11 protein-coding genes are annotated in these 12,401 nt (G+C 57.0%); 3 read left to right on the top strand and 8 right to left on the bottom strand.

Annotated features, from left to right (window positions below; translation table 11 throughout):
- Window positions 1-16: 16 nt before the first annotated feature.
- A complete protein-coding gene (gene nfuA / locus SK47_RS20190) occupies window positions 17-592 on the bottom strand; it encodes a Fe-S biogenesis protein NfuA (RefSeq protein WP_003861601.1) in 576 nt (191 codons plus the stop codon).
- Between the two features lie 61 nt (window positions 593-653).
- Window positions 654-1,334, bottom strand: a complete 681-nt coding sequence (gene gntX, locus SK47_RS20185) for a DNA utilization protein GntX (protein WP_003861603.1) — start codon at window positions 1,332-1,334, stop codon at window positions 654-656.
- A 36-nt stretch (window positions 1,335-1,370) separates the two neighbouring features.
- On the opposite strand from gntX, the gene bioH reads away from it, so the two are divergent.
- Window positions 1,371-2,153, top strand: a complete 783-nt coding sequence (gene bioH, locus SK47_RS20180) for a pimeloyl-ACP methyl ester esterase BioH (RefSeq protein WP_003861604.1) — start codon at window positions 1,371-1,373, stop codon at window positions 2,151-2,153.
- On the opposite strand, the gene feoC is transcribed toward bioH, so the two are convergent.
- The 5 genes from feoC to greB form a co-directional block, all read right to left on the bottom strand.
- Entirely contained in the window at window positions 2,128-2,364 is a 237-nt protein-coding gene (gene feoC, locus SK47_RS20175; protein ID WP_017384148.1) for a [Fe-S]-dependent transcriptional repressor FeoC, read from the bottom strand. The two genes, bioH and feoC, sit on opposite strands and share 26 nt — an antisense overlap.
- 10 nt (window positions 2,365-2,374) lie before the next feature.
- Window positions 2,375-4,693: a Fe(2+) transporter permease subunit FeoB gene (feoB, locus tag SK47_RS20170; protein WP_032608052.1), complete on the bottom strand. Its 2,319-nt coding sequence runs from the start codon at window positions 4,691-4,693 to the stop codon at window positions 2,375-2,377.
- A 30-nt stretch (window positions 4,694-4,723) separates the two neighbouring features.
- Window positions 4,724-4,951 carry a ferrous iron transporter A gene (gene feoA, locus SK47_RS20165; protein WP_003861611.1) on the bottom strand — a complete coding sequence of 76 codons (228 nt, stop codon included), beginning with the start codon at window positions 4,949-4,951 and terminating at the stop codon, window positions 4,724-4,726.
- 319 nt (window positions 4,952-5,270) lie between these two features.
- Window positions 5,271-7,601, bottom strand: coding sequence for a Tex family protein (locus SK47_RS20160; RefSeq protein ID WP_023314958.1), 2,331 nt, complete (start codon window positions 7,599-7,601; stop codon window positions 5,271-5,273).
- Window positions 7,602-7,688: 87 nt separating this feature from the next.
- Complete coding sequence (gene greB, locus SK47_RS20155) at window positions 7,689-8,162, bottom strand: transcription elongation factor GreB (protein ID WP_003861614.1); 474 nt, start codon at window positions 8,160-8,162, stop codon at window positions 7,689-7,691.
- 228 nt (window positions 8,163-8,390) lie between these two features.
- Between greB and ompR the strand changes: the two genes are divergently transcribed.
- Window positions 8,391-9,110, top strand: a complete 720-nt coding sequence (gene ompR / locus SK47_RS20150; RefSeq protein ID WP_001157751.1) for an osmolarity response regulator transcription factor OmpR — start codon at window positions 8,391-8,393, stop codon at window positions 9,108-9,110.
- On the top strand, window positions 9,107-10,453 hold the full coding sequence (envZ, locus tag SK47_RS20145; RefSeq protein WP_003861615.1) for a two-component system sensor histidine kinase EnvZ: 1,347 nt from the start codon (window positions 9,107-9,109) through the stop codon (window positions 10,451-10,453). Before ompR ends, envZ begins: the two co-directional genes overlap by 4 nt.
- A 97-nt stretch (window positions 10,454-10,550) precedes the next feature.
- On the opposite strand, the gene pckA is transcribed toward envZ, so the two are convergent.
- A complete protein-coding gene (gene pckA, locus SK47_RS20140; RefSeq protein WP_048244980.1) occupies window positions 10,551-12,170 on the bottom strand; it encodes a phosphoenolpyruvate carboxykinase (ATP) in 1,620 nt (539 codons plus the stop codon).
- Window positions 12,171-12,401: the final 231 nt, after the last annotated feature.

Raw genomic sequence — 12,401 nt, 5'->3', positions numbered from 1 at the left:
ACAGACGGGCACTGAATCAGTAGTAGGAGTGCTCGCCGCGCTGGTGCTCAGTCAGATCGCGCACGCCTTTCAGTTCCGGGAATTCGTTCAACAGCTGCTTCTCGATCCCTTCTTTCAGGGTGACATCGACCATGGAGCAGCCGTTACAGCCGCCGCCGAATTGCAGGATCGCCAGACCATCTTCGGTGATTTCCATCAGGGAAACACGTCCCCCGTGGCCGGCCAGCTGCGGGTTGATCTGCGATTGCAGCAGATATTCCACACGCTCCATCAGCGGGGCATCGTCAGAGACTTTACGCATTTTCGCGTTCGGCGCCTTCAGCGTCAGCTGAGAACCCAGCTGGTCGGTGACGAAATCAATCTCCGCATCTTCAAGATACGGCGCGCTCAGCTCATCAACGTACGCGGTGAGCTGTTCAAATTTAAGGGCAGTGTCAGTTGCTTCCACGGCATCCGGAGGACAATAAGAGACACCACATTCTGCATTCGGAGTGCCTGGATTGATCACAAACACGCGGATCTGCGTCCCTTCTTCCTGATTTGCCAGCAGTTTGGCAAAGTGCGCTTGTGCAGAATCGGAAATACGGATCATAGCTTTGGCCTAATAGTTGACTAAATTACCTGGGTATAATCATACGCCCATTGAAGAAGGGCTACAAGGTACGGCACAGACACCATACCTGAACTGACGCGGCGCCGCTTTGCAAAAGCAGTCGGGAAAGTTCAGCCACGGTACTGCCCGTGGTGACGACATCATCCACAATCGCGATATGGAGGCCGTTGACCGGCAATTCAAGGCGAAAGGCGTTTTTCAGGTTCCTTTTGCGCGACCGGGCGTTGAGCCGGTGCTGAACGGCAGTGGCATGAGTACGTTTCAGCGCAGAGGCTGGGTACCGGCAACCCAGCCAGTGGGCGAGCGGACGACACAGCAGGTCGCTTTGATTGTATCCCCGCCGCCAGTGGCGGCGCTGAAACAGTGGCACGTTCACAAGCGTGTCGACCGGCGGCAGTCCTCGCGTTCTTCGCGCCTGCAATACCGCCAGTAATAACAGGCGTGCCAGCGGCTGCGCCAGCGCGATCTGGCTGGAAAACTTGAACTGATGAACCAGACGACTCAGCGGCAATACATAATCATCCACCGCCACCAGCGCGCTCCACGGCGGCGCTTTTTTCAGGCATCGGCCGCAGGGAAGCGTCTGGCTGACGGCAGGCAAGCCGCATTGCGGACAGCCCTTCAGGTAACCCAGCGCTCGCGTGCAAACGGAACAGACGCCCCACGCGCTCATCGCAAGTGGCATTCGGCATAGCCAGCACAAGCCGGGCACTGTTAGCATACGCAACCTCCATGTGAAAAAAGAGAACGTTAACTGATGAAGACGCTGTGGTGGCAGACCGTTGGGACGGGAAATTGTCATCTTGTGCTGCTGCACGGATGGGGACTGAACGCCGAAGTGTGGCGTTGCATAAGTGAGGAACTGGCCTCGCAATTCACGGTACACCTGGTGGATCTACCGGGCTATGGCCGTAGCCACGGCTATGGCGCGATGACGCTTGACGACATGGCGGAGCAGGTTCTGGAAGCGGCGCCGCAAAAAGCCGTCTGGCTCGGCTGGAGCCTGGGCGGGCTGGTGGTAAGCCAGATTGCGCTGCGCCATCCTGAGCGGGTCCAGGCGCTGATCACCGTTGCCTCATCACCCTGTTTCAGCGCCCGCGAGGCGTGGCCGGGCATTAAACCCGAGGTGCTGGCCGGGTTCCAGCATCAGCTGAGCGAAGACTTCCAGCGGACGGTGGAGCGTTTTCTGGCGCTACAAACCATGGGAACAGAAACCGCCCGTCAGGACGCACGGACGTTGAAGCAGACGGTGCTTTCTCTGCCGATGCCGGAGGTTGAGGTGCTGAACGGTGGACTGGAGATCCTGAAAACGGCCGATCTGCGCGAGCCGCTGGCGTCGTTAACGGTGCCGCATCTGCGTATTTATGGCTATCTGGATGGACTGGTTCCGCGCAAGGTGGTTCCGCTGCTGGATGCGCTGTGGCCGGAGAGTAAATCAATGGTGGTTGCCAAAGCGGCACATGCGCCGTTCATCTCTCATCCTGCTGAGTTTTGTTCGGCGCTGTCCGGTTTTATCAGCGAAGCGTCCACCACTCCCTGAGACAGGCTTTGCCTTCAGGACAACTCTTACAACTGCCGGACAGACAACCGTCCGGCTCTTCCTGAATGCGCACGGCTTTCCCCATCGCCTCCAGCCTTTCCAGCATAGCATCGATCATCGGCTGCGGCGTATGCAGGCTGAGGCTGAGCTGCTTCGCCTCCATTCGTCCCTGTAACGCCAGTAAGTCACGAACCTGAATCAACGATGCCATCTTTTTCCCCTCAGTGACAGTCGCCTGCTGGGCTGTTACAGCAGGTCGTTGGGGTTTTGCGCGTTGCCAGCAGGTTAACGTCAACGCGGCTACGCGCCCGGCGCAGCAGGCCAATCACCATTACGTTAAACAGGATCACCGCGAGGATACAGACCAGGCTGTAGCGCGGATGCTGGCTGTAATTGACGGCCTGATAAAACACGGTCGCCAGCGAGTAGGCAATGTTCAGCCCCCACAGAATGGAGAAGCCCATCCAGCCGCGGCTGGACTCACGGGCAATGGCGCCCATGACCGAGATGCACGGAATATAGAGCAGGACGAAGATCAGGTAGCTGTAGGCCGCCGACGCGCTGCCAAATTTCTGGCCCATCACGCCCATTGCTCCGGTCGCCATTTCGCCGTCGCCTTTGCTGGCTTCAATCGGGTTCGCCAGTACGCTCAGGCTGAAGGTGTCTTTCAGGCTCTGCCAGGTCTCTTCCACCGCGCCAAGCAGTTCATCGCCGAGGTTGAACGCTGCCGGGTTGAACTCCTCTTCCTGGATGTTTTCCGCGGTGTAAAGCGTGTTCAGGGTGCCGACAACCACCTCTTTTGCCATCGCGCCGGTGAACAGGCCCACGGTTGCCTGCCAGTTGTCTTCCTGAACGCCAATCGGTTTGAAGACCGGCGTAATGATCCTGCTGACGGAGGCCAGGGCAGAGTCATTAATGTTGTCCGCGGCCTGGCCGCTCAGGGTGAAGCTGTTCAGGGCGCTCAGGAAAATGCTGACCACCACAATCACCTTACCGGCGCGCAGAACGAAGCCCTTCAGGCGCTGCCATGTCTGAATAATCAGGCTTTTCAGATGCGGAACGTGATAAACCGGCAGTTCCATCACGAACGGCGACGCTTCGCCACGCATGATGGTGTGCTTCAGCATCAGGCCGGTGAGAATAGCCATCACGATACCCAGCACATACAGGGAGAAGACGGCCAGCGCCCCTTCCTGACCAAAGAACGCCGCGGCAAAGACCGCGAAGATCGCCAGACGCGCGCCGCAGGACATGAACGGCGCCATCATGATGGTCATCAGGCGTTCGCGCGGGGCATCCAGCGTACGCGCGCCCATGACTGACGGCACGTTGCAGCCAAAACCGACAATCAGCGGCACGAACGATTTGCCCGGCAGCCCCAGCGCCTGCATCAGGCGGTCCATCACGAAGGCCGCGCGCGCCATGTAACCGGAATCCTCAAGGAAGGAGAGGAACAGGTACATCATGCCGATCTGCGGCACCAGCGGCAGGACGGTGTTGATCCCGCCGCCGATCCCCTGCGCAAGGAAGATGGTCAACCATTCCGGGAAGTGGAGGGTGTAGCCCAGCCACTGAATACCGTGTACGAAGATAGCGACAGAGCCGCCATCAAAAATAGGTTGTAATGCACCGCCGATGTTAATGGCGAGCAGGAACATCACGTACATCACCAGTAAAAAGATCGGCAAACCGAGGAAGCGGTTGAGCACAATCTTATCCACGGCGGCGGTGAAGCGGCTGGGTTCAGCGGTTAATGCATTGCTGACCACGTCACAGATAGCGGCGATGGCCTGATAGCGCGCATCCGCAATATGCAGAGCGGGATCGTCCAGCTCGTCGCTCAGGCGAGCCTGCGCGAAGCCCAGCTTATCCGCCGCATCGCCTGCGTAGGCGCGGCTGTAGATATCGCCTTCCAGCATTTGCAGGCCAAGCCACAGACGTTGTCTGGCGGGCATGCTGTTGTCCATCTCCTGCGCCAGTTGCCCGGCTTCGCGCAGCAGCGGCTGGGCGTAGTGGACCAGTTCGACGTCGGCATTGCCCGTGTGGCGGTCAATCGCCAGCTTCAGGGCGTCAATGCCGCGTGCGCGGGTAGAAACCAGCGGAACCACCGGGCAGCCCAGGCGTGCGGAGAGGGCATCGACGTCGATGCGCAGCTTTTGCTTCTCGGCGATGTCGAGCATGTTAAGCGCCACGATGCAGGGAATACCCAGCTCCAGCAGTTGTAACGTGAGATACAGATTTCGTTCGAGATTGGAGGCATCCACCACATTGATGAGCAGATCCGCGTCGCCGCTCAGAATATAGTGGCAGGCAATTTGCTCATCGAGTGAGGTCTGGGATGAAATCGTGGTGAGTGAATAGGTCCCCGGTAAATCAACCAGCGTGACCTGATTATCTGTTGTAGTGAACTGGCCCTCTTTGCGTTCAACCGTTACGCCTGCCCAATTTCCCACACGCTGGCGTGCGCCGGTTAACTGATTAAATAAGGTTGTCTTGCCGGAATTAGGATTGCCAATTAAGCCAATAGTTAATTTTTTCATTGTAATAGACTCACTGAAACCGATGGCTTGTTAACGGGATAAAGATTCAACTTCAATTAATGCGAGGTCTTTTTTACGCAGAACCAGATTAACGCGTCGGGTTTCGATATGAACAGGATCGCCCAACGGCGCAACGCGCACCACCTGGAACGATGAGCCGGGTAGCATGCCCAGGGACAGCAGCTTCTGCCGATAGGCCGGGCTTATCTCACGGGTAAAACCGATAATTTTCCACGCACTGTCTGGAGTGAATTGCATAGCGCCTGATTCCACGAGAGGTTAAATAATCTACACTGCGATGATAATGAGAATAGTTTTTATCAGCAATAATAAAAATGTGACGGGATGTTGTTAATCGTATTAATTTGCGGTCTGCTTGACCTTGCTCAATATTTGCGAAATTGAGGTGAAAATAAAAAGAAGGCTATTTGTTAATGAGGTGATAATTCGTGGTTTAAATATGGATACAACTTATTTATTTTAATTCCCTGCGGCCTGCTTGCCGGGCGGCACTGCGTTTGCCCGGCCTACAAAACCGTAGGCCCGGTAAGCGTCGCGCCTCCGGGCATTTACAGTATTAGCGTTTCTTACCCATCGCCGCTGCCAGCGCATCCATCATCGCGCTGTTGCCTGCTGGCTGTGCGTCACGTCCGCGTGGCTTCGCGGCTTTCGCTGCCGGACGCTGCTGTTCACGGCCACCGCCATTACCGCCACGGCGCGCGTTAGTGTCGCCCGGCTGCTCGTCCAGACGCATGGTCAGGGCAATACGCTTGCGCTGGAGATCCACTTCCAGCACTTTCACCTTCACGATGTCGCCCGCTTTGACCACGGTGTGCGGATCTTCAACGAACTTGTCTGCGAGGGAAGAGATATGCACCAGACCGTCCTGATGCACGCCGATATCCACAAACGCGCCAAAGTTGGTGACGTTGGTTACCGCCCCCTCCAGCACCATGCCCGGCAGCAGGTCGTTCATGGTTTCCACGCCGTCAGCAAAGGTCGCGGTTTTAAACTCAGGACGCGGATCGCGGCCCGGTTTTTCCAGCTCTTTGATGATGTCAGTGACCGTCGGCACACCGAACTGTTCGTCGGTGAAATCCACCGCTTTCAGGTTACGCAGCGCGCTGCTGTCGCCCATCAGGTCTTTAAGCGCCTGCTGAGTCGCGGCCAGGATGCGCTCAACAACAGGGTACGCTTCCGGGTGAACGGTAGAGGCATCCAGCGGGTTATCGCCGTGGTTGATGCGCAGGAAGCCCGCGCACTGCTCAAATGCTTTCGGCCCCAGACGGCTCACCTTCAGCAGCTGCTGGCGGTTCTGGAACTGACCGTTCTCATCACGCCAGGCGACGATATTCTGTGCCATCATACGGGTCAGGCCCGCCACGCGGGTCAGCAGGGGAACGGAAGCGGTGTTCAGGTCCACGCCGACGGCGTTAACACAGTCTTCCACTACCGCATCCAGCTTGCGCGCCAGCTGCGTCTGGCTCACGTCGTGCTGATACTGGCCCACACCGATGGATTTCGGGTCGATCTTCACCAGCTCCGCCAGCGGATCCTGCAAACGACGGGCGATAGAGACCGCGCCGCGCAGGGAAACGTCCAGATCCGGGAACTCCTGCGCTGCCAGCTCAGAGGCGGAGTAGACTGATGCCCCCGCTTCGCTGACGATCACTTTCTGCGCCGTCACTTTCGGGAACTGCTTCTGCACGTCGAGATAGAAACGTTCGGTTTCGCGGGACGCCGTACCGTTACCGATGGCAACCAGCTCAACGTTGTACTTCTCGCACAGCGCGGCGACGACGACAGCCGCTTTCGCTGCCTGACCGGTGTGCGGGTAAATGGTGTCGGTGGCAACGAGCTTGCCGGTGCCGTCAACCACGGCCACCTTCACGCCGGTACGCAGACCCGGATCGAGACCCATGGTGGCGCGCAGGCCAGCTGGCGCAGCCATCAGCAGGTCGTGCAGGTTACGGGCGAAGACGTTGATCGCTTCGTCTTCGGCGCGCTCGCGCACGGTGCCCATCAGCTCGGTTTCGAGGTGCATCAGCACCTTGATGCGCCAGGTCCAGCTCACCACGCCTTTGCGCCAGCTGTCCGCCGGGGCGTTGTTCAGGCGCAGACCGAGGTGATCCATAATGATCTGCTCGCAGTGGCTCTCTTTTGGCGGCTCGTCAAACTGCGGATCGGCATTCAGGGAGAGTTGCAGCACGCCTTCGTTACGGCCGCGGAACATCGCCAGCGCGCGGTGAGACGGCGCGGTAGAAATGGGTTCGTGGTGATCGAAATAGTCGCGGAATTTCGCGCCTTCTTCCTCTTTGCCGGACACCACGGTGGAGACGATATGCGCGTTCTTCCACAGGTAATCACGCACTTTGGCCAGCAGCGCCGCGTCTTCGGCGAAGCGCTCCATCAGAATATAGCGAGCACCGTCCAGCGCGGCTTTGGTGTCTGCTACGCCTTTATCGGCGTCGATAAACTTGGCGGCTTCGGTTTCCGGATCGTGAGACGGCTCGTTCCACAGCAGATCGGCCAGTGGCTCAAGGCCGGCTTCGATCGCAATCTGCCCGCGCGTGCGGCGCTTCGGTTTGTACGGCAGATAGAGGTCTTCGAGTTCGGTTTTACTCAGGGTACCGTTAATGGCTTTTTCCAGGTCACTGGTCAGCTTGCCCTGCTCGCCGATAGATTTGAGGATCGCCTGACGTCGGTCTTCCAGCTCGCGCAGATAGCCCAGACGGGTCTCCAGGTTTCGCAGCTGCGTGTCATCCAGACCGCCGGTGACTTCCTTACGATAACGTGCAATAAACGGCACGGTGTTCCCTTCATCAAGCAGGCGAACGGCAGCTTCTACCTGTTCGGCTCTGGCCTGAAGTTCACCCGCAATAATGCGGCAGAGCGACTCTTTCATCATGGTCAGTTCATCTTGTGGATCGAAAATCAGGGGGATAGTTATACGGGCTGACACCAAAAAATGCCAGCCGGGGAGGGCGCTCTCGGACTATTTAACATACACGATTTCGTTGACGTACCAGCTTGCTTCACCTGCGGGCGTCTGGACAACGGCTAAATCGCCCACCTCTTTTTTCAGCAGGGCGCGGGCCATGGGTGAATCGATAGAAATGTAATCCTTACGACCGAAAATTTCATCATAGCCGACGATACGAAAACGCAGGGTATCGCCGTTGTCGTTTTCAATTTCGACCCACGCGCCGAAGAACACTTTACCTTCCTGCTGCGGGGAGTAATCGACAATTTTGAGATTCTCGAGACACTTCGTCAGGTAGCGTACCCGGCGATCGATTTCGCGCAGTCGCTTTTTATTGTACTGATAGTCCGCATTCTCGCTGCGGTCGCCCAGGCTTGCGGCCCAGGTGACTTTTTTGGTCACTTCCGGACGCTCTTCGCGCCACAGGTAATCCATCTCTTTTTTGAGTTTCTCGTACCCTTCGCGGGTGATCAGAGGCGTTTTCATGGTGCAGCCTTTAATGCCGGTTAACTGTCTTTGCGCACAATACGTAGCGCACAGTGTAACAGACAAGATTAATAATGATTTATGTGATGAAATGAACAGATAAGCTGCTGTTAAATATGCTTTGTAACAATTTCGTCTAGAATTTATACCAGAATTTGCTGGTCGAACCCGTGCACTTTTTTAGAATACGCTGTTCCAGGCTTATCCGAACCTTTGGGAGTACACACAATGCAAGAGAACTACAAAATTCTGGTCGTAGATGACGACATGCGCCTGCGTGCGCTGCTGGAACGTTATCTGACCGAGCAGGGCTTCCAGGTTCGTAGCGTCGCGAACGCGGAACAGATGGATCGTCTGCTGACGCGTGAATCTTTCCACCTGATGGTGTTGGACCTGATGCTGCCTGGCGAAGACGGGCTCTCTATTTGCCGCCGTCTGCGCAGCCAGAGCAACCCGATGCCGATCATCATGGTGACGGCGAAGGGTGAAGAAGTCGACCGTATTGTCGGCCTTGAGATTGGCGCTGATGACTACATTCCAAAGCCGTTTAACCCGCGTGAACTGCTGGCGCGTATTCGCGCCGTGCTGCGTCGTCAGGCGAACGAACTGCCGGGCGCGCCATCTCAGGAAGAGGCCGTCATTGCATTCGGTAAGTTCAAGCTGAACCTCGGCACCCGTGAGATGTTCCGTGAAGATGAGCCAATGCCGCTCACCAGCGGTGAGTTCGCGGTGCTGAAAGCGCTGGTCAGCCACCCGCGTGAGCCGCTCTCCCGTGACAAGCTGATGAACCTGGCGCGTGGTCGTGAATACTCCGCGATGGAGCGTTCTATCGACGTGCAGATCTCTCGTCTGCGTCGCATGGTGGAAGAAGATCCGGCGCATCCTCGTTATATTCAGACCGTTTGGGGTCTGGGCTACGTGTTTGTCCCGGACGGCTCTAAAGCATGAGGCGAATGCGCTTCTCGCCGCGAAGTTCGTTTGCCCGCACGCTGTTATTGATCGTCACCCTGCTGTTTGTCAGTCTGGTGACGACCTACCTGGTGGTGCTGAACTTTGCAATCCTGCCGAGCCTTCAGCAGTTTAATAAGGTGCTGGCATACGAAGTGCGTATGCTGATGACCGACAAACTGCAACTGGAGGACGGCACGCAGTTGGTTGTTCCCCCGGCGTTCCGTCGGGAAATCTACCGTGAGCTGGGCATTTCTCTCTACTCGAACGAAGCGGCGGAAGATGCTGGCCTGCGCTGGGCGCAGCACTATGAATTCCTCAGCCAGCAGATGGCGCAGCAGCTTGGCGGCCCGACGGAAGTGCGCGTTGAGGTCAATAAAAGCTCGCCGGTTGTCTGGCTGAAAACCTGGCTGTCACCCAACATCTGGGTGCGTGTTCCGCTCACCGAGATTCATCAGGGCGACTTCTCACCGCTGTTCCGATACACCCTGGCGATCATGCTGCTGGCCATCGGCGGCGCATGGCTGTTTATTCGCATCCAGAACCGACCGCTGGTCGACCTGGAGCATGCGGCATTACAGGTCGGTAAAGGTATTATCCCACCGCCGCTGCGCGAGTATGGCGCATCGGAAGTGCGCTCGGTAACGCGTGCGTTTAACCACATGGCGGCAGGCGTTAAACAGCTGGCGGACGACCGTACGCTGCTGATGGCCGGGGTCAGCCATGACCTTCGCACGCCCCTGACGCGTATCCGGCTGGCGACGGAGATGATGGGCGAGCAGGATGGTTATCTTGCAGAGTCCATCAACAAGGATATCGAAGAGTGTAACGCCATCATCGAGCAGTTTATCGACTACCTGCGCACCGGGCAGGAGATGCCGATGGAGATGGCGGATCTGAATGCGGTTCTGGGCGAAGTGGTTGCTGCCGAAAGCGGCTACGAACGTGAAATTGCGACCGACCTTCAGGCAGGTGAGATTCAGGTACGTATGCACCCGCTCTCCATTAAACGCGCGGTGGCGAATATGGTGGTCAACGCGGCGCGCTACGGCAACGGCTGGATCAAAGTCAGCAGCGGTACGGAACTCAACCGCGCCTGGTTCCAGGTGGAAGACGATGGCCCGGGCATCAAGCCTGAGCAGCGTAAGCACCTGTTCCAGCCATTTGTGCGCGGCGACAGCGCGCGCAGCACCAGCGGAACCGGCTTAGGCCTGGCGATTGTGCAGCGTATTGTGGATAACCATAACGGACTGCTGGAAATTGGCACCAGCGAGCGGGGTGGTTTGAGCATTCGTGCGTGGTTACCGGTGCCGGTTTTACGGGGTCAGGTGAAAGAGAGTTAAAAAAGGGTGGGGCCTGATGCCCTCACCCCGGCCCTCTCCCACGGGGAGAGGGAAAAAACATTAAAAAAGGCAACTTTCGTTGCCTTTTTGCTTTTACCTACAGCTTCGGTCCAGCACTCACCAGCGCAGCACCCGCCGGGGTGTCGGTATACTTCTCGAAGTTTTCGATAAACAGTTTCGCCAGCGATTCAGCCTTCTCACGCCACTGTTCCGGTGAACCGTAGGTGTTACGCGGATCCAGGATACGCGTATCCACGCCCGGCAGCGCTGTTGGGATCGCCAGATCGAACATCGGCAGCGTAAAGGTCTCGGCGTTATCCAGCGAACCATCCAGAATCGCGTCGATGATGGCGCGTGTATCTTTGATGGAGATACGTTTGCCCGTACCGTTCCAGCCGGTGTTTACCAGGTATGCCTGGGCGCCGGATGCCTGCATGCGTTTCACCAGCACTTCCGCGTACTGCGTTGGGTGCAGCGACAGGAACGCCGCGCCGAAGCAGGCGGAGAAGGTTGGGGTTGGCTCGGTCACACCGCGCTCGGTACCCGCCAGTTTAGCGGTAAAGCCGGAGAGGAAATGGTACTGCGTCTGGCTGGCGGTCAGGCGGGAAACCGGTGGCAGCACGCCGAATGCATCTGCGGTCAGGAAAATCACCTTCGTGGCGTGACCCGCCTTCGATACCGGCTTGACGATGTTCTCGATGTGGTAGATCGGGTAAGAGACGCGGGTGTTTTCGGTTTTAGACGCATCGTCGAAGTCGATAGAGCCATCGGCACGCACGGTGACGTTTTCCAGCAGCGCATCGCGGCGAATCGCGTGGTAGATATCCGGCTCTGCCTCTTCCGACAGGCGAATGGTCTTCGCGTAGCAGCCGCCTTCAAAGTTAAACACGCCGTCATCATCCCAGCCATGTTCATCGTCGCCAATCAGACGACGTTTTGGATCGGTGGACAGCGTTGTTTTACCGGTGCCGGAAAGGCCGAAGAACACTGCTACATCGCCTTTTTCCCCGACGTTCGCCGAGCAGTGCATGGAGGCGATACCGCGCAACGGCAGCAGGTAGTTCATGACCGAGAACATCCCTTTCTTCATTTCGCCGCCGTACCAGGTACCGCCGATCAGCTGGATACGCTCGGTCAGGTTGAAGGCGATAAAGTTTTCGGAGTTCAGACCCTGCTCTTTCCACTGCGGGTTGGTGCATTTCGCGCCGTTCATCACGATAAAGTCAGGGGTGAAGTCTTGCAGTTCTTCATCGGTTGGACGAATGAACATGTTCTTCACAAAATGCGCCTGCCAGGCCACTTCGGTGATAAATCGTACGGAGAGACGGCTGTCGGCGTTAGCGCCGCAGAACGCATCAATAATAAACAGACGCTTGCCGGAAAGCTGATGGGTGACAAGTCCTTTCAGATGCTGCCAGGTTTCCGGGGAGAGCGGTTTGTTATCGTTCTTTCCTTTGCCCTTATCAGCCCACCACAGCGTATCGCGGGTGGTGTCGTCTCGGACGATATACTTATCTTTCGGCGAACGACCGGTAAAAATACCCGTATCGACGGCGATAGCACCCAGGTTCGTCAACACACCACGCTCGTATCCTTCCAGTGCCGGATTGAGCTCTTCCTGATACAGCGTATCGTAATCGGGGTTGTAGACCACTTCCTGGACGTCGTGAATACCATAAGCCTTGAGATCTTGCGGGGTTAAACCATTAACACGCATATCACTGCTCCTTAGCCAATATGTACTGCCTGAAATTGTAGGGTTTTTCTGAGGATGTTAACCGCGACGGGGCTCATAGATTTACGTATCTGGTCAAAACCCTTACTAACGGAAAACGCTGCGACTCCAGTCACAGGGCGGGCAGATTATCGCAGGAATCGCTTTTTGGATGGGGAAAATGTTCTTAAAAGGTTAATCTCTGGTGAATTTATCCAGAGGAATGTGAATGTA

The organism is Enterobacter sp. BWH52 (assembly GCF_001037565.1).
GTDB lineage: Bacteria > Pseudomonadota > Gammaproteobacteria > Enterobacterales > Enterobacteriaceae > Enterobacter > Enterobacter hormaechei_C.
Note: the sequence above shows the minus strand (reverse complement) of the source record. Positions and strands in the feature narration are given on the sequence as shown.